The sequence below is a fragment of the Treponema sp. OMZ 857 genome, assembly GCF_024181085.1.
Taxonomy (GTDB): Bacteria; Spirochaetota; Spirochaetia; order Treponematales; family Treponemataceae; genus Treponema.
The window spans coordinates 2,162,676-2,183,579 of the sequence record NZ_CP051147.1 but is presented as its reverse complement, the minus strand read 5'-3'; the positions used below and the strand labels follow the sequence as shown (position 1 = coordinate 2,183,579).

Here is a 20,904-nt window from a genome sequence, read left to right as displayed (position 1 = left end):
GATGTGATTTTTTATTCTACTGCTGGATAACTTCCTGAATCCATTTTTCGACATACGCTTTCCGTTTTTCGCCTTTCCACACGGATGGTGCATCGATTAAATTCATTTTTGACATATCGAGGGCAGGATCATCAACTTTTATATCGGAACGTGTCGGGATATAGCAAATTTTATGAGCCATCATAAAGTCGCCGAGCTTTTTTGTTGACGCCCAATCCATGAGTTTGCGCGCAGCATTCGGGTGTTTGCATCCTTTAAGAATTCCCGATCCCTCGACGCCGTAGGTAACACCTTCTTTCGGGAAAGAGATGACGAGCGGATAGCCTTGATGGGTAATATCAAGCGCATCGACAAGATAGAATACGCCGCTAGCAGTTTGTCCGTTTGCGATCGGCAGAGCGCCGCCTGCACCGCTTTTTGTATAAAGTTGTACATTTGCATTAAGCTTTTTTTGATAGTCGAATGCTTCTTTTTCACCGAAAGCTTTTACGAGCGAATAAATACGCTCCGTTGCGGTTCCCGATGTTCGGGCATCCGCCATTTGTAAGCCGTTTTTATATGCAGGATTTAATAAATCGTACCAGCTTGTCGGCTCCGAAAGATTATTTTTTTTGAGAAAATTCGTATTGGTGAGAAAGCATAGCGGAATAATCCCGATACCCGTCCAGTAATTATCCGGAGAACGGTAATTTGCGGGAATTTTATCGGCTTCTGCAGGTTTATATTGTTCGAAAACATTTTCCTTAACACCTGCGTCATACGTATCCGACGGACCGCCCCATAAACAATCTACTTGCGGATTTGCCTTTTCTGCGATGATACGCGACAGCGCTTCACCGGAAGAGAGACGAACAAAATTAACTTTGATACCGGTATCCTTTGTAAATTCCGAAAAAATCTGCGTCGCATACTTTTCCGGCATAATAGAATACACATTGAGTTCGTTTTCCGCATTTGCAGTCTCTGAAGAACCTCCGGCAAAGATTGTAGATGCAATACATACACAGAACAATACCATTGCCGCTTTTTGTAATAATGATTTATTCAAAATAAACCTCCTAAAAAGTAGTTCCAGTGTGAGCTATTTTTGTCCGGTTGTCAAGTTTGCAAAGTTTTTTAAAGTTTTCTATTAATAATTATGCAAAAACGAGTGTCGTTTCCGCCTGATATTTTTCCAGCTCATTAAAATTGAGTCTTACCTCAGTTGAGGATTGGATTCGGCTTCTTTCAACTCGTTATACTCCGCATCGCTAAGCCTCAATTTTTCCTTTACTTTATCGGAAAAGTCGTATGGGATTGCCCTCTTACCTATCTCTATTGCAGATAAGTACGCCGACGATAATTCCTCATCCAACTTCGCCGACAATGCTTTAAGCGTAAGCTCATGTTCTACACGCAGCTTTCTCAAAGCCTTACCATACAAAGTTATCCCAGCCATAAATACTCTTTATATTTATATAAGACACAAACTACAAAATATTATCGAATTTATCTTTTTTAGGTATTTTACGAGGGTATCTTGTTACGGCACTAATAGATGAGCTATTGCAGCACTAATAGGGTATCGATTGCATCAGCAAGAAAGTAGGGGTGTGCAGGGGCTGGGGAAGGATAAAATAAGGTATATATAATCCACAATATAGAAAAATAAAATATAGTAAAATAAAAGAAGATAATATTTATAAAATAAAAAGGTTTAGAGTTTATAGATATGAAAAAAAGGAATTGTTTGGTTTTAACACAATATAGAGAAGGTGACGAATACAATGATTTTATTGGCAAATTCTATCATTTTCCTTCGAACAGTAAGAAAAATTATTTGTCGGCATTTCAAGATTTACCTATAGAATTTATTTACTATGAACCGGCAAAAAAAGGAGAAGGAGTATTTTACGGGTACGGTAAAATACATAAACCGCCATTTGATGATAAAAGAGACAAAGATTTTTCATTTATAGAAATTTCCGAGTACAAATCTTTTGCAAAACCTGTAAGTTATAAAGATGCCTTAGGAGAAGTCATAGAACAAAAGTATAATCCGGAAACATATAACTCTAACAATGCCGTTAGAAAAATCTCTCCGGAGTTTTTGGATAACATATGCATGGACGGTCAGCTGTTAGTGAATTTTAGTGCAGATGCTCACCTGATTAAAGTATTGGGGGAGCAACTTATAGGCTCTGAAAAAGTAGGTATATTAGAACTTGTAAAAAACTCTATAGACGCAAATGCATCATATTGTAAAATAAGATTTGAAAAAATACCCAATTTGAAATCAATGGATTCGACTGTATATAAATATAATGATTTTGAATGTCCTGTTATAGTTATTGAAGATGACGGTGATGGCATGGATAAAGATATTATTGAAAACGGGTGGTTAAGACCTGCTTCTACCATAAAAACGGAAGTCAAAGAAAAACTTAGAAAAGAGCGTGAAAAAGCTGAAAAATCGGGAAAACTCGCTTCATACAACACAATTGTAGAGCAGATAAAAAAAGAAAACGGAGGAAGAATTCCATTAGGAGAAAAAGGTGTAGGAAGGTTTGCGACACATAGATTAGGACGAAAATTATTGATAGAAACTAAACCCAAAAATATCGACTTTGAGAATATTTTGTCCATTGATTGGGATGATTTTGATTCTAAGGATGGAATACCTAAAGATTTAAACAGGATACCGGTAAAACTTACACGACGACATATCTCTCAAGAAAGTGATAAAGTAAAATCATGGACAAAGATTATTATATTCGGAGGTAAAGAAGGATTTGAATTAACTGGAGTGATACAATAAAAGTACAGTGTCAAAATTGCCGAAAAAGAGAGGAGGAGAGGCAATGAAACGGTACGATGAGAACTTTAAAATCGAGGCATTGAAGCTGTCGGACTATATCGGAGTGAAGAAGGCGTGTGAACAGCTTAATGTGAACTACGGAACATTAGCAGGCTGGAGAAAGCAGCGGGTCAAGAAAAACAAAGAAAGAAAAAGTACAGAAGCTGACATTCACAAAGAGAACAGCAGGCTCAAAAAAGAGATAGCCGAGCTTAAAAATGCGAATGAGATACTCAAGGATGCACTCGGTTTTTTCGTTCAAGACCGGAAGAAATAGAAAAGGATGGTCTTTTCGCTTACATCCACCACCGTACTGCTGAGAAGCTGTTTTCAGCACGGACGCTGTGCGCGACTCTTCCGGTCAGTGAAAGCGGTTTTTATAAATGGAAGCGAAACAGGAAAAAGGTGAAAGCATGGCAGAAACTGCTTGCTCAAATGCATCAGATTCTTGATGAGGATGAAGAAAACAAAAACTATGGGGACAGGCGTATGCAGATAGCACTTGAACAACGGGGCATTAAGCGTTCATTGTCAACGGTAAGACGAGTGATGGCACGAGGAAATCTGCTGCATGAAGACAGAAGAAGCCCTGACGGTCTTACAAAAGCCGACAAAAAGGCGATGAGGCCGCAGAATATCATCAAGCAAGACTTTAGTGCACAAGAGCCGTTGAGAAAATTGCTGACGGATATAACGCAGATACTGTGCAAAGACGGAAAACTGTATGTGTCGCCGCTTTTGGACTGTTATAATGGAGAGATCATTTCTCTTGTAATGGACACAAACATGAAAAAGGAACTATGCATAAAAACGATAACGGAGGCATACAAAAACTTTGATATACCAAGTGGAGCGATAATTCATAGCGACTGTGGAAGCCAATATACGAGTAGCGAATACAAAAAGACGCTCGGACAGCTGCACGCTGTCCAGAGTATGAGCGGAGTTGGGAAATGCTGGGATAATGCGCGAATGGAAAGCTGGTTTGCGACGCTGAAAAAGGAAAAGATATATCAGCTTGATACGACAAAACTGACCGTGGAGGAAGTCAAGACAATCGTCTGGAGATACACGTTTGCTTATTACAACACCAAGCGTGTAACGACGGTAAATCCCGATGGCTTACCTCCACTGGTATACAGAAAAACAGCAGCTAAAAAAAGTGCTGCTTAAATACATTTGGGGTATTTAGGCACTGCACTAATATTGACTATTCCATAAGATATACTCAAAACAAATTAGTAGATTTAGGCTTAGGAATTGCATCAGGCAATATCACTCGTGAGAAAATCAAAAAATGGATTTCGTTACATACTGAAAACGAGGAAGAAAAGGAACAGACCTATGCTTAAGCGTTTTCCCGAATACACGACTGACTACATTGCAGGAATAATGAGCCTCAGAAAACCTCAAAAAGAATCTCTTGAAATACTTGCAAAAATAGTCGATTCGGTAAAACCCGATAAACAAAGCAATAAACAAGCTGCCCTCAAAGCGGTACATAACAGCTATCCTACCTGCAGCGATTTTGAGCGTGATTTTATTTCGCTTACCTTTGCTCTTGCAACGGGAGTCGGTAAAACCCGTTTGATGGGAGCCTTCATTGCCTATCTTTATACAAACTACGGTATCAAAAACTTTTTTGTAACGGCTCCCAATACCACCATCTACTCAAAATTAAAACAAGACCTTGGAATGCCTCATAGCGAAAAATATGTTTTAAAAGGACTCGGCTGTTTTTCTTCTACTCCGGTCATCATTGCCGATGAAGACTACCGCTATAAAAATCTTGAACTCTTCGACTCCGATATCCGCATCTTTATTTTTAACATAGATAAATTCAACAAAGAGCGGGCAAAAATGCGGAGCCTTTCCGAATATCTTGGTACCTCTTTTTTTGGAAGTCTTGCTTCTATGAACGACCTTGTATTGATAATGGACGAGTCTCACCACTATCGGGCAGAAAGAGGTGTACAATCGCTGAATGAACTTAAGCCGATTTTAGGCTTGGAGCTTACGGTGACACCTTACACAAAATCGGGAACAAAGCAGATCAACTTTAAAAATGTTGTGTATGAATATCCGCTTTCAAAAGCGATTGCAGACGGCTACACTCGTACCCCCTTTGCAGTAACCCGTCAGGATATTCAATTTTTCAATTTCGGAGAAGAAGAAATTGACAAGGTTATGCTCAATGACGGTATTCTCTGTCATGAACGGGCAAAACTGAAACTTGAACAGTATGCCCAAAACACCGGTAAGCGGAAAGTAAAACCTTTCATGCTTATTGTCTGTAAAGATACAGCCCATGCCGAAAAGGTGCAAAACTACCTCAGTTCGGATTCTTTTAAGGACGGAGCTTACAAGGGAAAAATCATTACAGTACATTCAAATCAAAGAGGCAGCGAAAGCGAAGAGAACATGAAGTTTTTGCTTGAGGTCGAAAAATACGAAAATCCGATTGAAATTGTTATTCATGTAAATATGCTCAAAGAAGGCTGGGACGTTAATAACCTCTATACAATAGTTCCTTTGCGGCAAGCAGCTTCAAAAATCTTAAGGGAACAAATGGTCGGCCGCGGTTTACGCCTTCCCTACGGCGAGCGGACAGGCAATAAAGAAATTGACATGGTAATGCTTACCGCTCACGATAAATTTGCCGAACTTTTAGAAGAAGCGCAAAAAGGCGATTCCATATTTAAAGCCGAAAATATCATAAAGGCGGAAGACATTACTCAGGAAAATCTTAGGTACACTCAAGTATCCCTTCAATTCGATGAAGATGCGGAATTGGAAAAAGCCTATCGGATAACCGGAATGCAGAAAAACGAAGCACATGCTGCATTGTTCAAAGATACCCGAACACTCATACAAAAAACGGTAGGGACATATATTCGCCGGCAAACCGGTACGGACATAAAGTTGAGTTTCTCAAGTGGCCAAAAAACGGAAATTACACAGACCATTAAAAAGGAACTTTCATCGGATAAAGATTTAAGTGCAATCTATACAGAGAATGCCGATCCGCTTGCTTCGTGGATTAGCGAAACCGTTTCCGACTATTGCGAAACACTTTCTTCAAAATACATACCTATTCCGCATATTACCGTTACCGATTCGGGCTTACCGGAATACCATTTTGCGGATTTTGATCTTGACCTTGAACCCTTTAATCATACGGTAACGGGTGAAGATATCCTTATACAAAATTTGGAAGATCAGGGGGACAGGCTTCATATCAAAGGTTCCGCCATTGACTTTGAGGCTTACAACCCGCTTGCAGAGATTATGAACTGCCTATGCGAAAAATCTGAAATTGATTATCGGCGTTCTGCAGCACTGTTACAAAAGCTGGTTATTCAAGTTTGTTCTCATTACAGAAATAAATATTCCGAAAACGGTATGAGAAATATCGCAATGATGAATAAAAAAGATATTGCCGATAAAATTCACTCACAGCTTATGAAGCATTTTTATTGTGAAGAAGCTTTCCTTGAAGAAAAAGTTTCGTTAGTGCAGCCCTATAATCTTGAACAAGCCTACAACTACTCGACCGCTTCCCGTTTCTTTGATTCTTATGACAAAGACATACAATCGGTTGTATTTACCGGTATAAAAAAAGGAGTATTCGAGGAAGCAAAGTTTGACAGCAAACCGGAACTCATTCTCGCCCGTATCATGGAACAAGATCAGACGGTTCAAAAATGGCTTCGTCCTGCAAAAAAAGAATTCAACCTGCAATACAACGGAGGCAAGCATTACGAACCCGATTTTGTAGCAGAAACATCTTCTTGCATTTATTTGATTGAAGTAAAAGGAGAAGACAAACAGGACACACCCGATGTCATTGCAAAGAAAAACAGGGCAGTCCGCTACTGCAAAACCGTTTCCGAATGGATCGCGGCACATAAAGGCAAACCATGGAAACATCTTTTTATTCCCTCAATGCAGATAAGCCCTTCTTCCTCTTTTACCCGGCTGGCAAAAACCTATACTATCGAAACGGAATCTACCGATATCTACAAACCCGAGCCCGGACATGGTACACAGATTGCTGCGGAAAGATAAAACCTTCAACTCTTGTCATTGTTTTTAAGATTGATCTATTATACTTCCTATAAACCCAATTGGACTTTTACCTTCATTATGTATAAATACACTTATGCAAATAATTGAAGTATAGGTTTTCATTAGCTACTTACAGATTAGTCATAAAAAACGCTTAATTATATTCTCATCTTTTGCTGCCTTTTTTTACTTGTAAATCGTTCGCATTTTTCCCATACCACCTACACACCACCGCAACGGCAAACAGGAACGATAAAACATCGGAGACCGGCTGCAGCAGGTAGATACCGGTTTTCCCGTATACGGCAGGCAGAAGGTATAGGAGCGGTACATAAAAGAAACCCTGCCGTGAAATTGATATCAGGAGCGCTGAAAAATAATTGCCGATATTCTGCATGAACATACTGCTGACGGCAAAAACGCCTAACAGCGGAAGCGAAAAACATTGCATCCTGAGTATCGAAACTCCGGTAGACACTACTTCCTCATCGGTTGACATCAGCTGCATCCAGTGGTCGGCAAAGATATATAAAATTATTGAGGCAGCTGTTAAAAAAAGTGTTCCCACGGCGACGGTAGTAATAAAGGCTTTTTTTACTCGCGCATATTGTTGAGCGCCGTAATTCATTGCACAAATCGGCTGAAAGCCTTGCCCCCAACCGATCATAATCATAAAAGCCACTGCAACAATTTTTGAACTTATTGTTAAAGCAGCGATCATACTTTCGCCGTAGCGTGCTGCCGTAACATTGAGCAGCACCAATGCAGCGCCGGTAATTGCCTGCCGCGAAAAATTAGGAAGCCCCCCTGCAAGAATATGATACACACGCGCTTTGCTGCATTGTACTTTTTTTAGATTGAACGAAATACTCTCGTGTCGTTTTGCTAAGAGCGTCAGCACAATACACCCGATTATTTGACCGATCAGTGTTGCATATCCGGCGCCGATAAATCCCATGTTAAGCGGAAACATCAGCAGCGGATCCAGCACCATATTGCTCAGCATTCCGGAAAGTAATCCGATCATTCCATCGCGTACATTTCCGCACAAACGCAGCTGATTATACACCGTTACTGCATATAAACTGAACGGAATGCTGATGATAATGATCTTTAAATACTGCACGGTAAAGGTGAGTACGTCCTGCGATGCGCTACCGCCGATGAGTTTTGCAAGCGGTACAACAAAAATATATGCTGCGATTGCGATTACGATGCCGGTTACGATTGCAATGACAATACCTATCGAAGAAATGATTTCCGCTTCTGCATAGTCTTTTGCTCCGATTTTTTTAGACATTGCATTACCGCTGCCGTAGCCGTACCAAAAACCGATTGCTTGAATAACACTGACAAAACTGAATACCACACCGATTGCCGCAATCATTGATCTGTTGTGTAATTGTCCGACAAAAAAGGTATCGGTTACATTGTATATAACGCTGATCAACATACCGATGATTGTCGGAATTGCCGTTTTAATGAGCAACGGAAAAATCGGTTTTGTTAAAATGTTAAACCGTCTTTGCTCTTTTGAATCCATCTCAACAGCTCCGTAATTTAAGGCAAACGTATCGAAAATCTTTTGAGCGGTTGCCTTCTTTTTGTGGGAAATTTTAAATAAAATTTCCCACTATTTTTCAAAACCAGTGCAGACGCATCAGGCGAGTATATAAAGTAACGCAGAATATGTGAGGCAGGGCAACCATTTGAGTCGCAAAGCGGCGAAATTCTGGTTGAACGGACTCACATATTCTGCGGGCGTAGCTAAAAAGTAGCTGATGCGTCTGCACTGCTCCGCACTTCTCCTTTGTTTCCGTCAACGGTGATGAGGTCACCGTCCTTGAATTTGACGGTGGCAAAACCGACACCCAATACTGCTGGGATAGTAAATTCCCGTGCAACAATTGCTGCATGGCTGAGCGCAGAGCCGGTGTCTGCAACGACAGCGCTTGCAAGTTTAAAAAGCGGTGTCCATTCAGGATCGGTGAGATGACAGACAAGCACATCTCCTTTTTGCATCTTATAAAATTCTTTAGGTGTGCGAATAAGGCGCACCGTTCCGACAGCAGTTCCCGGGCTTCCGCTCACCCCTTTCAGCACATCGCCCTTTGAATTGAACACCAGTAATTTTGAAGCTTCCCAAACCTTTTCCGCAAGTGGAAATTTTTCATTCCGCCTTGCGATCTTTTCTTTATAAACATCACTGATATATCCGGCTTTCAACACTTCCATTAACTCACGGTGAAAGAGATTTGCAATTCCATGTTTATAATCTCCGCTATTTAATAGAAGAATATTTATCTGCTTTACACACTGCCTAACATAATAAAAGAGTGTTTCCCATAAATACTGCGATTCTTCTCGAACGACATGGAAGTATCGGAAGTGCTGTATGTCTTGTTCTATACGCGGATATTTGTTTCCATAAATATGCTTTAATTGCTGTATTAAATTCGTATAATTTTTATTCTTATTATCATCGGAATGCTGATCGGCTGTATCAGAGGTGTTTAATAACGGGCGTATAATATTGACAAGCCTATCGGGATCTTCGATAAATGTTTTTGCTTCGATGCAATAGCAGTTGTAATCAGACTTAAAACCGTTGCATTTGATAAAATCATCCGCAAGCTGCTTAAATACAGGGAAATCGGCACACAGTGTGTTGAATCTTTCTCCGGATAGTATGGCTTCCGTTAGAGCTGTGTTTTTCCGTATCGTATCCGCCATGCGAGAAATATCATTGGTAACGACAGCTGTTTTATTATTGAGTTCCCAATAGAAATCAAAGGCGGAGTAATTTGTATCTATACGTTTTATTATTTTGGTAAATTTTTTGCTCATTAAAAAAGACGGGAATAAGGCATACTTAAATCTGTCGTATGCAAGTTTTTCTGTCAGCGCATAACTTCGTTCCATAAATACAGTACATTCGGCTAATGTCATATTCTCAAAATCTAAGGTTTTAATATGCGCTAGCTCTTGTTCATACTGATCCATAAATGTTTTACATACTTCTGCGCAATAGTCAAAATTTTTGAGCATCCGAATGATTGTAAAAATATGAAAAATACGCAGCGTAAGACCTTTTTTATTTTCAGGAAGTGTTTGAATACCATCGTCATCAATTACAGGGTTTGAATCAAAAACAATACCACCTTCTTCGAATATCCGTGCCTTTTGGTCGTTAATTGCTATCATATAATCAAAGTCCAGTGCACGATATGCAAACGGCATTTTTTCAAACTGAAAAGCCATATTTTGTTTCATCATGCGTGTTAATTTAGTACCTTTGATATATTCCTGAACCAGCTTCTCATTATCATTATTTTTTAAGGTTGTTATTGCACGCGCCTGCAAAATATATAGTTCGTTCTTTTGTATTGCCCATTCAATATCCATCGGCATACCGTAGTGTTTTTCTATTTTTAGCGCAGCGCTCACCAGAGCTGCAATCTCACTATCATTCAATGCCCGCGCTGTTCTTTTTTCCTCGCTTACCGATTCTTCTTTTGTGTTTTTATCCGCATAGACAATTTGCGTTTCTTTACTTCCGATAGTTACTTCCAGTATATCTCCTGATTTATTTACAATATAACTATCTGCCGTTACCCTGCCGCTTACCACACTTTCTCCCAATCCGTAACTTGCGTTGATCTGTATTTCATCTTTGTTTTGTGTTACCGGATTGACGGTAAACAGAACACCTGCTTTTTCGCTTTCTACCATTTCTTGGATGACAACGGCAATTGCAACCGCGCTTTGATTATATCCTTGATTAAATCGATAGCGTACCGCTCTCTCCCCCCATAGCGAAGCATAACAATGGCGTATTTGAAGCAGGACATCCTCTATCCCTTGCACATTTAAATACGTTTCTTGCTGACCTGCAAAACTCGCATCGGGTAAATCTTCCGCCGTTGCCGATGAACGCACCGCAACCCTCGCAGCTTCCCCGAGTTCCGCATATTTCGCTCTTATCTCTTTTTCCAATTGAGCAGGAAAATGTCCTGTTATGATTTTTTTCCGAAATGTGCCGACTGCGGATAACAATGCTTGTTCATCCGTTTGTGCCGCTGTAAGAACACGCAAGATAATTTCATCTATGTTATTTTCTTTAAGGAATTCCCGATACGCATCTGCGGTAATCACAAATCCCTTAGGAACCGGTATTCCCGCAGCAGTCATCTCACCAAGGTTGGATCCTTTGCCGCCTGCAATGAGTACATCATCTTTATGTATCTGTGTAAAATCAGCTATCCGCATTGTATTCAACTCCTTTAAGGGAAAACGCGCACAGTATGTTCGATGCGGTTTCTCTGTATGCCTTTTTCTTTTAAACGGTTTCATGCACACCGCTATACTTCTATATATTTATTTACGATTGCAGATATAAATATTCGTAAGACTTCGTTAAAATAGGCTGCATCAAACTGATAGCATTGAGAACACAAAACCGCACTCCCGATAAATGCGCTCATCAGCCCTTTTTGATCTACCCGCGTAATTGCTCCGTGCTGTTCCCAATATCGTATCAGCTTTGCTAAAAAATCTTGATACAGTATTTCAATTTTATGTGCCTCATTTTGCCCCTTTGCTTCAAAGAGCTTAAACGCATCCTGATAAATAGGCTGGCTTTGAATTTTTGTCATAAGATCAATCGAAGATTTGTATATCATATCCGTAAGAAATGCTGCCGGATTGGTAAGCGAGGTTGAAAACTTTTTTTCAATAGTGCGTAGTTTTTGATTTGCGCGGTACACGATAAGTTCTATAATGAGAGCGTCTTTATCCTTCCAAAAATTATAAAAACTCCCTTGCGCAATACCGACCCGTTTGGTCAATTCCGCTATGCTCAAGGATTTTGTTCCTTTATCGTGAAATAAATTGAGCGCGGTTTCCATAAGCGTTTCTTTTATTTTTATGCGTTCTTCTTCGGTAAAAGCTTTCGGCATAGTAATCCTTTTTTGTATGTGTGAATATCTTGTATAATATTCATTGCCAATATAGCAAAATGAAGGCTTTGTGTCAATGAATATCTTGTTTTATATTCACTGATGGTAATACGGTGGGGAAAATATGCAATAACAGAATATTTTTAAACATTGCACCTAAAAAGTACAATGGAGGGATTTTGACTAAAAACGTTCTGATTGACAAAAAGGTTCAAAATCCATGGATGTTTACGTAATGCTCAAAGGTTCATGCACCGAATTAAAGATTCCCACTGAACCTATCTATTTAACCGCAAGGCTGCGTCAGCCGCAATAGCGGTAAAGCCTGTATTGAAAACGTACTGCCTTAAAAGCGACTTGCCTTTTTGATATACCCCATCTGATAAATATATAATCTCATTTCAGGGCTTTATCCTAGGCGTTTTTTGTGATATGCTATCTTTGTTTTTAAAGTCAGGCATTCCTGAAAAAACAACTGAGTTTTTCGAGATGTCTATGAGACATTTTTCACCGGCGTTGCCGGCGGATGCTGTCCGTCAATCCCTTTTCGGGCAGTAGGTTTTACAAAATGGTCTATATAGGAGCCATAGTTATGAAGAAAATCGGTGTTGTAGGCGCAGGCACGATGGGGCAGGGGATTGCCACATCATTTGCTTCAAATGGGTATCAGGTTACGGTATGCGACATAAAAATCGAATGGGCGCAATCGGGAATAGATAAAATCGCAGCAAATTACGATAAATTGGCTGCAAAAGGCAAAATAACGGCGGAAGCGGTCGCTGCCATAAAGGGAAATTTAAAGACCGGCGTATACAAAGATTTGGCCGACTGCGATTTAATTATCGAAGCCATATTGGAAACCAGCGAAGCGAAAAAAACGCTTTTTACCGAACTGGACGGCATTTGCAAAGAATCTACCATTTTTGCAACAAATACCTCTTCTCTGTCCGTTACCGAAATTGCCAAGGGCATTAAGCACCCCGTCATCGGGATGCACTTCTTTAATCCTGCCGATAGAATGAAGTTGGTAGAAGTTATTTCAGGAATCAATACGCCTGTTGAAGTAAAAAATACGATTATAGAAACGGCTAAGAGTTTGGGAAAAACGCCTGTTGAGGTACACGAAGGCCCCGGCTTTGTTGTCAACCGGATTCTTATCCCCATGATTAACGAAGCTGCTTTTATTCTGCAGGAAGGTATTGCGACTGCTGAACATATCGATACGGCAATGCAGCTGGGTGCAAATCATCCGATGGGACCGCTTGCGCTCGGTGATTTAGTCGGTCTTGATGTTGTATTGGCTATTATGGACGTATTGTACCGTGAAACGGGAGACAGCAAATATCGCTGCTGTACGCTTATTCGTAAAATGGTACGCGGCGGATTACTCGGACGTAAAACCGGAAAAGGTTTTTACGACTATTCAAAGTAAAAGCGGAGGAGGTGTGCCAGATGAATACGGTATTGTTTCATATAGATGGACATATTGCAACTATTACCATTAACAAACCTCAGGTTTTAAATGCCCTTAGCACCGAGGTGTTGACTGATCTTAACCATGTGTTGGATGAGGTTGAGAAAGTAGAAAATATTTATGCAGTGATTCTTACCGGTGCCGGTGACAAAAGCTTTGTTGCAGGTGCAGATATCGCAGAGATGAAAGATAAAGATCCTCAACAAGCAATTCAATATGCGCAGTTTGCTGACGGAATATTTTTCCGTATAGAAAACTTCCATTGTCCCGTTATTGCTGCGGTGAACGGCTTCGCCTTGGGTGGCGGCTGCGAGCTTGCGATGGCGTGCGATATCCGTATCGCTTCGGAAACCGCCCGCTTTGCACAGCCTGAAACCGGTTTGGGTATTACGCCGGGATTCGGCGGGACGCAACGGCTGCCACGGCTTGTCGGCGCCGGACGCGCAAAGGAGCTCATATATACCGGCCGTACTGTAAAAGCGGAAGAAGCACTTGCAATCGGACTGGTCAATAAGGTGACAAAGCCGGAGAATTTGATGGCGGAGACGATCGCTATGGCACAAGTTATTTGCCAGAAGGCACCCTTTGCAATAAAAAAAGCAAAAGAAGCTATCAATAGAGGCTTGCAGGTCAGTATCGACAAAGCAATCGCCATCGAAACCGAAGAATTCGCGCAGTGTTTTGCAACGGAAGACCAAAAGATGGCTATGAATGCTTTTGTCAAAAAAGAAAAAATTGAAAAATTCAATAACCGGTAGGGGACTCATGGATTATAGTTCGTTATACACACAAAAGCTAACCACAGCGGAAAAGGCCGCGCAGGTGGTCAAGTCGGGTGATTGGCTCGATTACGGATGGGGAAACAACACCCCTGTCGCATTCGACAAGGCATTAGCCGCGCGGCTGCCTGAACTTGAAGACATCAATATCCGAGGTGGTGTGGTACTGCGGGAACCGGAAATCTTTAAAATAAAAGCTCCTGCGGCTCACCTTACGTGGAATTCTTGGCACATGTCGGGATATGAACGTAAAACCATCGCTGCTGGATTCGGTTTTTATATACCGCTCCGCTATTCGGAATTGCCGCGCTGGTATTACGAAAATATTAAGCACCTTAACGTATCGGTTTTTCAAACGGCGCCGATGGACAAAGACGGCTTTTTTAATTTCGGGTTGAATGCCTCTCACCTCAAAGCGGTTACGGATTGTGCGGATATCGTCATCGTAGAAGTCAATACCAATATGCCGAACTGTGTAAACGGTATGGATGATAAGATTCACATTTCCGATGTCGATATGATCATCGAAGGGGATAATCCGCCGATAGATGAACTTGTCGATAAGGGTGAACCGACCGAAGTCGATAAGGCTGTCGCAAAGCTCATCATCGAAGAAATTCCGAATGGAGCATGTTTGCAGCTCGGTATCGGCGGTATGCCTAATACGCTCGGCGCGATGATTGCAAAGTCCGATTTAAAAGACCTCGGCGTACACACGGAAATGTATGTCGATGCCTTTGTCGATATTGCCAAAGCGGGAAAAATCACCGGCGCAAAGAAAGCAATCGATACGGGGCGACAGGTATTCGCCTTTGCCGCAGGGACAAAAAAGCTCTATGACTATGTGCATAACAACCCCGTATGTATGGGCGCACCGGTCTCTTACACAAACGACGCGCGGGTGATTGCTCAAATCGATAACTTTATGTCCATCAACAATGCCGTAGATATTGACCTATTCGGTCAAGTGAATGCCGAAACGTCGGGAACCAAGCATATTTCAGGCGCGGGCGGACAGCTCGACTTTGTATTGGGCGCGTATTTATCCAAGGGTGGAAAAAGCTTTATCTGCTGTTCATCCACCTTTAAGGATAAAAACGGGGCACTTACCTCCCGTATCCGCCCGACGCTTGCACATGGCTCCGTCGTTACGGACACAAGAACTAATGTCCATTGGTTCGTTACCGAATACGGAAAGGTCAACTTGAAGGGCTTATCGACATGGCAGCGGGCAGAAGCCTTAATTTCTGTTGCGCATCCCGATTTTAGAGATTCGCTTATTGCCGAAGCGGAAAAGCTCCATATCTGGAAGCGCTCCAATAAACGATAGCTTTTCTCCTGCGCGGAATTCCGCACAGCTTTTTCAACTGAAGAACAAACGCATGAGGCTCTTGTCTCCGATACGTTTGTTCTTGATATATCCTCTATAAGGGACAAGAGTATGCAACCAATTAAAAATATAAAAGCGGTTTTTTTTAGCGCAACCGGTAATACCAAACGGGTAGTTGAACAGCTGGCTTCGCTGTTTTCACAAAAGCTGAATATTCCGGTTGAAGTTGATGACTTTACGCTGCCGGCTGCCCATATCGAAACCAGGACATATTCACCTGAGGATTTGGTTGTCTTCGGTGTGCCGACCTACGCAGGACGCATTCCGAATAAGGTATTGCCCTTTGTGCAAAACCTGTTCAAGGGGAATCAAACACGTGCAATAGCGGTGGTTACTTTTGGAAACCGCAGTTTTGACAATTCTTTGAGCGAGCTTCACATGGAGTTGGAAAAGAATAATTTTTCGGTAATCGGAGCCGGTGCGATAGTCTGCAAACATGCGTTTGCAGAAATAGGCATTGGGCGGCCGGATGATGCCGATGAGGCACTGCTAACTGTTTTTGCCGAAGAGGTGGTTAAAAAGCTGCAAAATTCCGGAAAACCCCTCGCTAATTCCAAGATAAAAAGAAACGAGGCGCTCACTGCCTATTATGTGCCGCTCGGCACCGATGGAAAGCCGGTTAATTTTTTAAAGGCAAAACCGATTACCGATAAAGCAAAATGCGATAACTGCGGCGTTTGCGCGGCCGTATGCCCGATGGGCTCCATCGACAAAAACGACGTTTCGTTAGTTCCCGGCATTTGTATAAAGTGCCAAGCCTGCATTGTGCATTGCCACACAGAAGCAAAATCATTCGACGACCCGCTGTTCCTATCGCATAAAGCAATGCTGGAACAAAACTACGCACGCACAGCCATTTCGCAATGCTTTGCGTAATATCATACTGACATTGAAAGGCTATCATACTATCCATCGGTGTAATGGTTAGAAGCAAGAACACCAAAATGATGAGGGGCTTTACGGTTTGCATTTTAATCAGTATGTTATACGGAAATGCAATCGGTAAAATTTGCCGATTAATATGAGGAGCCTGCTATGGTGCGTTCGTTATTATTAACTGTTAGGCAGCTTATCAATGTCTATCTCTTTTTATGCTTTATTAAGATTTTGCTGTCGTGGGTTCCCTCTGCAGCCTATTCGTCTTTCGGGCGGATGTTGTCATCTATTTGTGATCCTTATTTGAATTGGTTCAGACGGTTCAGATTTACCCGCATCGGTATGGTTGATTTTTCTCCTGTTTTGTCGCTCGGTATCTTGTCCATTGCGGCGCAGCTTATCACATCCCTTCTGACGACCGGTACCATTTCGCTTTGGGGGCTCTGTGTCAGTATCATAGAACTGGTATGGTCGTTTATCGGCTTTATGCTGAACTTGCTGATCATCTTTTTGATTATCCGCCTGGGGTACGATCTTTTCGGTTCGTCAAGCAGTTCTCCGTTTTGGTATAATTTAGATAGATTTTTAAGTCCCGTTATTGCAAAGGTTACCGGTTTTCTCCCGCGAAAACCGCTGCAGTACCGTACTCGGCTCATATTGACGATTCTTATTATCCTGTTACTCCGTATTGCACTTGGTCTTTTTGTCGGTTCTCTGTTATTTCAATTTAAAGTGATAAGAATCATCTAAGAACTCCTATATGGATAGCCTCCCTTTTCTATTGTATTTTTACCGGTTTTTGTATATGGTATTATAGAAGAGGGGGGATGGGAAATTGTCTTCGGGAAAAAAACTGATTAAATATAATAGCGAGCTTATCCATGATTTACCACCGTGGGCACAGGAGCTCGCAACCAAATACTGTACCGAAACGGTCAACCTCTATTTTGTACACGGCAATATCCGTGACTTTTTACCGCACAACCATCGGGCAAGCGCTCATTTTGTTTTTGTAAAGATATGGGACTATATTTCGGAAGTTATTTTCGGCAATAAAGATATTATCGTGTTTTACGATAAATCGAGCGGCGTATCTTTTTGTATGCAAGAGATGGAGCAAGCCTATATTGCGACGATGCACAGCCGGTACCCCGAAGTTCCCGTCGAAGATTTTTATTCCCGCGATCCCGTTAAAGCCTTTGCGTATCTTGAACGCTATTTTACGCTCAATATGGGCAGCGGCCGCAGAATGGTGCTGATTATCGATTATGCTGAAACGGTTATTCCTGCAGAGGAGATTGGAAACCTCGATGCGGTTGACCGTTACTGCTTGGTTACCCTGAACCGCTGGTCGCACGATCCTCAGTTTACCAATGAAGATATTTCGATCGTCATGCTGACCGAGAACCTTGCCGATGTGAACTCACGGCTTGTCGCCTCTCCCTCAACAGTAAAAGTTGCCATCCCGCTCCCATCGGAAGCAATTCGTATCCATTTTTTAACGTATTTGCAGAATAAGGAAGAACTGTTGTTGGAGCGGCTCCTCAACGCTGAACGGGTGGGAAAACTGACTTCGGGATTAAATTTATTAAACCTTAATCAGCTGGCAAAAGAGTCGTATAACGAAGACGTACCGATTACGTTTGAATATCTCCGCAAAAAAAAGCAAGAGATTATCGAAAATGAAGCGGGAGGTTTGCTGGAATTTTTGGAAACGGAACACGACCTCTCGTTTATTGCAGGACATGAATTTGTAAAAAAGCGCTTTAAGTCGATGGCCAAGGCGCTTAAACAGGGAAGAACCGATGTACTCCCGATGGGGTATTTAATTTCCGGGCCGATCGGTACGGGTAAGTCCTTCCTTGTTTCGGCATTTGCCGGAGAGATCGGTATTCCGATGGTGCGGCTTAAAAATTTTCATACGCAATGGCAAGGTACGACCGAATCGAACTTGGAAAAAGTGTTGAACATCCTGCGGGCAATGGCGCCCGTTGCCGTGATGATCGACGAAGCCGACGCCGTTTTAGGAAACCGTAAAATGCAGGATGGGGCAGGTTCCTCTCGTGTGTTTGCACAAATTGCAAATTTTATGGGCAATACCGATTACCGCGGAAAAATTATCTGGTTTTTGATTACCAGCCGTCCCGATTTGTTGCCGATAGACTTAAAACGGCAGGGAAGAGCGGAGGAGCATTTGGCGCTTTTTTATCCCGAAACGGTAGAGGAAAAGGTTGAAATTTTTGAAACGCTGCAACGGAAGTTAAAGATTAAAACAAAAGATATTTCGTTTTCGAATGTCGTCAATAAAAAACTGAAATTTCCCGTATCGGGTGCGGACATTGAGGCTATTTTGGTTAGATCAAAAATGAACGCAACCGCCGACAACCGCACGATGCTGACGACCGAAGACATTGAACAAACTATCGACGATTTTATTCCGCCTTCGTATCCCTATGATATTGAATTACAGAATTTAGTCGCCGTACTCGAATGTACCAGTAAAGAAATGTTGCCTAAGAAGTATCAGAAAATTCAGCGTTCGGAACTGGTTGCAGAGATACAGGAATTAAAACAACTACTTGGAGAAAAATAAACCGCTCCGGTCTATTCAAATAGCGAATAGCGTGCTCAGAGCGGTTTGGGATGCGGTTTCAATTACGCAGCCGTTTCCGGCTTTATACCTAATTATTCAGAGACAACCGATTATTTACCTGCGTTTTGCTCTTCCAAATTCGGCCATGTCAGAACCTTGGAGCCTAAAAGCGCAAATTCTTTTGCAGCATTTTTTGCATCACGAACCGGAATTCCGGCTTCCTTATTCAATGTCTGTTCAAAGAACAGTTCGATGGACTGGAATACATCCGGAAGTGGGTAAAACAGGAAAGCAAAGTTTATACCAGTTGGCTTTACGACAGTAAATGCCGACAGCGCTTCTTGCGGATCCTTGCTGAAAATAATCTTTGATTGATTCTTTGCAGTGATGATATTTGAATCTTTAAATCGCAACGGTACCTGAAAGTCACGTTCACGGCAATAGGGTTCCATAGATTTATGCGGATAGTTTTCGGGCTCAACAAACAGAAAAAGCTTTTTTCCGTTTGTTTGAAAAGTTAATCCGTTGCTGGTTAGGTAAATATCCTTTAGGGTCGCATAGGAAACGATCTCATAAATACTGTATGCAGAATCTTCTTTAAAGAACGATGAAACAATATATCCTTGATCCATCGGCAGTTTCTGTTTTGCATACGCTTCAAAAAGATCCATCGCTTTAACTGTTGCCATACCTGTTCCTCCAAATTATATGCCCTTGTAGATGCAGCATACTACAAAAGTATATTCCATTTTTTGATAAACTGCAACGCTTCCTTTTGAAATATACGGTGCAGATACAAGGCGTCGTATATTTTGGAACCGGTACTTTTGAAAAGATGCTCTCCGTAAGCCTTTTGAAAATAGACGGTACAGATGCTAGGAGCCTAGCCGAAATAAAGCGGAGGCGTATCTGTGATACGTTGAGCATTTATTTCGGTGTAGCGACAACGCAGATGTGCCGTATATTTTCAAAAGTTATAGGAGGGCAATCGTATGCAGTACTAGCATCGCCGAAATACGGGATGCCTCTTTTGAAAATTGCTGATATGAGATTGCCGCAGGTTCCCCTGCATTGTCGGAAATACAGCGCAATATCACAAAGGGAACAGCGTTCATTACGCAGGTTTGCGCGACAGCGGCGCCTTCCATTTCGACGCAGTCGGCATGAAACGTTGAGATAATATCCTGCTTTACGGCGGGGTTTACAATAAAGCGGTCTCCCGAAGCGATGCGTCCGGCAATCATACTGTCGGTATTTGCAAAATCTTCCGTATGGTCATTTTTCAGCTGTGTAAAGGTTTTCATGAAAGCAGCGCGCAGACCGTCGTCAGCCTTCCAAAACGGAGAGGGGGTTCCGGCAATCTGTCCTTTTGCATAGCCGAAAACCGACACATCCACATCATGCTGTACCGCATCGATCGAGACCACCAAATCGAATACGTGTAGCGAGTCGTTTAAGCCTCCCGCAGTACCGGTGTTGATAATTACTTCCGCGTGAAATTCCGAAATCAACACTTGCGTGCAAATTGCTGCATTCACTTTACCGATGCCACCGCATACGCTGATAACCGTATGCCTCCCATACGCCGCTTCATAAAACGCGAGTCCGGCTCTTTCGATTTTCCGTCCTTGCAAACTGTGCTGGATATTTTCTATCTCTTGCTGTTCCGCCGCAAAAATTCCTATCTTCATCTCTCTTCCTTCTGGGGAAGCGCATCAGACATTTTTACGAATATCCCCGCGGAATAATGAGGCTGTTCAACCAGAGTTGCCAAGGATGGCAGTGGTTCCCTACAGCAGCGATGTTTTGTGCATGCACAAAACTCGCCTTCAACTGTTGTACACGGATGTACAACAGTTGAAGAAGGTTCAAATGGTCTCACAGCCTCATTATTCCGCGATTTTTATCTATCGGTCTGATGCGCTTCCCC

General features: G+C 42.0%; 17 protein-coding genes. 10 read left to right on the top strand and 7 right to left on the bottom strand.

Annotated elements, in window-relative coordinates; genetic code table 11:
- Window positions 1-16: 16 nt before the first annotated feature.
- Window positions 17-1,048 carry an ABC transporter substrate-binding protein gene (locus E4N66_RS09810; RefSeq protein WP_253673948.1) on the bottom strand — a complete coding sequence of 344 codons (1,032 nt, stop codon included), beginning with the start codon at window positions 1,046-1,048 and terminating at the stop codon, window positions 17-19.
- 147 nt (window positions 1,049-1,195) lie between these two features.
- The gene (locus E4N66_RS09805) at window positions 1,196-1,438 is read right to left on the bottom strand and encodes a helix-turn-helix domain-containing protein (RefSeq protein ID WP_253727886.1); all 243 of its coding nucleotides are present in this window, start codon (window positions 1,436-1,438) and stop codon (window positions 1,196-1,198) included.
- A gap of 273 nt (window positions 1,439-1,711) precedes the next feature.
- Between E4N66_RS09805 and E4N66_RS09800 the strand changes: the two genes are divergently transcribed.
- The 4 genes from E4N66_RS09800 (at window position 1,712) to E4N66_RS09785 (ending at window position 6,904) form a co-directional block, all read left to right on the top strand.
- Entirely contained in the window at window positions 1,712-2,797 is a 1,086-nt protein-coding gene (locus tag E4N66_RS09800; protein ID WP_253727884.1) for an ATP-binding protein, read from the top strand.
- 43 nt (window positions 2,798-2,840) lie between these two features.
- On the top strand, window positions 2,841-3,113 hold the full coding sequence (locus E4N66_RS09795; RefSeq protein WP_253727883.1) for a transposase: 273 nt from the start codon (window positions 2,841-2,843) through the stop codon (window positions 3,111-3,113).
- Window positions 3,110-4,009, top strand: coding sequence for an IS3 family transposase (locus tag E4N66_RS09790; RefSeq protein ID WP_371922466.1), 900 nt, complete (start codon window positions 3,110-3,112; stop codon window positions 4,007-4,009). The genes E4N66_RS09795 and E4N66_RS09790 overlap by 4 nt, the downstream gene beginning before the upstream one ends.
- A gap of 171 nt (window positions 4,010-4,180) precedes the next feature.
- Window positions 4,181-6,904, top strand: a complete 2,724-nt coding sequence (locus E4N66_RS09785; RefSeq protein ID WP_253727881.1) for a DEAD/DEAH box helicase — start codon at window positions 4,181-4,183, stop codon at window positions 6,902-6,904.
- A 166-nt stretch (window positions 6,905-7,070) separates the two neighbouring features.
- On the opposite strand, the gene E4N66_RS09780 is transcribed toward E4N66_RS09785, so the two are convergent.
- The 3 genes from E4N66_RS09780 to E4N66_RS09770 all read right to left on the bottom strand — a co-directional run bounded on the left by E4N66_RS09780 (window position 7,071) and on the right by E4N66_RS09770 (window position 11,862).
- Entirely contained in the window at window positions 7,071-8,447 is a 1,377-nt protein-coding gene (locus E4N66_RS09780; RefSeq protein WP_044013559.1) for an MATE family efflux transporter, read from the bottom strand.
- Window positions 8,448-8,671: 224 nt separating this feature from the next.
- Window positions 8,672-11,173 carry a PEP/pyruvate-binding domain-containing protein gene (locus E4N66_RS09775; protein ID WP_253727879.1) on the bottom strand — a complete coding sequence of 834 codons (2,502 nt, stop codon included), beginning with the start codon at window positions 11,171-11,173 and terminating at the stop codon, window positions 8,672-8,674.
- A 92-nt stretch (window positions 11,174-11,265) separates the two neighbouring features.
- The gene (locus E4N66_RS09770) at window positions 11,266-11,862 is read right to left on the bottom strand and encodes a TetR/AcrR family transcriptional regulator (RefSeq protein ID WP_253727878.1); all 597 of its coding nucleotides are present in this window, start codon (window positions 11,860-11,862) and stop codon (window positions 11,266-11,268) included.
- Between the two features lie 586 nt (window positions 11,863-12,448).
- Here E4N66_RS09770 and E4N66_RS09765 point away from each other — a divergent pair.
- The 6 genes from E4N66_RS09765 to E4N66_RS09740 all read left to right on the top strand — a co-directional run bounded on the left by E4N66_RS09765 (window position 12,449) and on the right by E4N66_RS09740 (window position 18,974).
- Window positions 12,449-13,294: a 3-hydroxyacyl-CoA dehydrogenase family protein gene (locus E4N66_RS09765; RefSeq protein WP_371922465.1), complete on the top strand. Its 846-nt coding sequence runs from the start codon at window positions 12,449-12,451 to the stop codon at window positions 13,292-13,294.
- Between the two features lie 20 nt (window positions 13,295-13,314).
- Window positions 13,315-14,094 (top strand): enoyl-CoA hydratase-related protein, encoded by a 780-nt coding sequence (locus E4N66_RS09760; RefSeq protein ID WP_253727874.1) that lies wholly within the window; start codon window positions 13,315-13,317, stop codon window positions 14,092-14,094.
- Between the two features lie 7 nt (window positions 14,095-14,101).
- Window positions 14,102-15,445 carry a butyryl-CoA:acetate CoA-transferase gene (locus E4N66_RS09755; RefSeq protein ID WP_253727872.1) on the top strand — a complete coding sequence of 448 codons (1,344 nt, stop codon included), beginning with the start codon at window positions 14,102-14,104 and terminating at the stop codon, window positions 15,443-15,445.
- 111 nt (window positions 15,446-15,556) lie between these two features.
- The gene (locus E4N66_RS09750) at window positions 15,557-16,381 is read left to right on the top strand and encodes an EFR1 family ferrodoxin (RefSeq protein ID WP_253727870.1); all 825 of its coding nucleotides are present in this window, start codon (window positions 15,557-15,559) and stop codon (window positions 16,379-16,381) included.
- A 159-nt stretch (window positions 16,382-16,540) separates the two neighbouring features.
- Window positions 16,541-17,131, top strand: coding sequence for a YggT family protein (locus E4N66_RS09745; RefSeq protein WP_253727869.1), 591 nt, complete (start codon window positions 16,541-16,543; stop codon window positions 17,129-17,131).
- Between the two features lie 85 nt (window positions 17,132-17,216).
- Window positions 17,217-18,974: an ATP-binding protein gene (locus tag E4N66_RS09740; protein WP_253727867.1), complete on the top strand. Its 1,758-nt coding sequence runs from the start codon at window positions 17,217-17,219 to the stop codon at window positions 18,972-18,974.
- 110 nt (window positions 18,975-19,084) lie between these two features.
- Here E4N66_RS09740 and E4N66_RS09735 read toward each other — a convergent pair whose 3' ends face one another.
- A complete protein-coding gene (locus E4N66_RS09735) occupies window positions 19,085-19,663 on the bottom strand; it encodes a hypothetical protein (protein WP_044013540.1) in 579 nt (192 codons plus the stop codon).
- 285 nt (window positions 19,664-19,948) lie between these two features.
- Complete coding sequence (locus E4N66_RS09730) at window positions 19,949-20,665, bottom strand: 5'-methylthioadenosine/adenosylhomocysteine nucleosidase (protein ID WP_253727865.1); 717 nt, start codon at window positions 20,663-20,665, stop codon at window positions 19,949-19,951.
- Window positions 20,666-20,904 lie beyond the last annotated feature (239 nt).

Excerpts from the sequence above, each read along its gene's own strand:
- E4N66_RS09805 (WP_253727886.1), bottom strand. The coding sequence starts at position 1,438 with ATGGCTGGGATAACTTTGTATGGTAAGGCTTTGAGAAAGCTGCGTGTA.
- E4N66_RS09800 (WP_253727884.1), top strand. The coding sequence starts at position 1,712 with ATGAAAAAAAGGAATTGTTTGGTTTTAACACAATATAGAGAAGGTGAC.
- E4N66_RS09795 (WP_253727883.1), top strand. The coding sequence starts at position 2,841 with ATGAAACGGTACGATGAGAACTTTAAAATCGAGGCATTGAAGCTGTCG.
- E4N66_RS09785 (WP_253727881.1), top strand. The coding sequence starts at position 4,181 with ATGCTTAAGCGTTTTCCCGAATACACGACTGACTACATTGCAGGAATA.
- E4N66_RS09780 (WP_044013559.1), bottom strand. The coding sequence starts at position 8,447 with ATGGATTCAAAAGAGCAAAGACGGTTTAACATTTTAACAAAACCGATT.
- E4N66_RS09775 (WP_253727879.1), bottom strand. The coding sequence starts at position 11,173 with ATGCGGATAGCTGATTTTACACAGATACATAAAGATGATGTACTCATT.
- E4N66_RS09770 (WP_253727878.1), bottom strand. The coding sequence starts at position 11,862 with ATGCCGAAAGCTTTTACCGAAGAAGAACGCATAAAAATAAAAGAAACG.
- E4N66_RS09760 (WP_253727874.1), top strand. The coding sequence starts at position 13,315 with ATGAATACGGTATTGTTTCATATAGATGGACATATTGCAACTATTACC.
- E4N66_RS09755 (WP_253727872.1), top strand. The coding sequence starts at position 14,102 with ATGGATTATAGTTCGTTATACACACAAAAGCTAACCACAGCGGAAAAG.
- E4N66_RS09750 (WP_253727870.1), top strand. The coding sequence starts at position 15,557 with ATGCAACCAATTAAAAATATAAAAGCGGTTTTTTTTAGCGCAACCGGT.
- E4N66_RS09745 (WP_253727869.1), top strand. The coding sequence starts at position 16,541 with ATGGTGCGTTCGTTATTATTAACTGTTAGGCAGCTTATCAATGTCTAT.
- E4N66_RS09735 (WP_044013540.1), bottom strand. The coding sequence starts at position 19,663 with ATGGCAACAGTTAAAGCGATGGATCTTTTTGAAGCGTATGCAAAACAG.
- E4N66_RS09730 (WP_253727865.1), bottom strand. The coding sequence starts at position 20,665 with ATGAAGATAGGAATTTTTGCGGCGGAACAGCAAGAGATAGAAAATATC.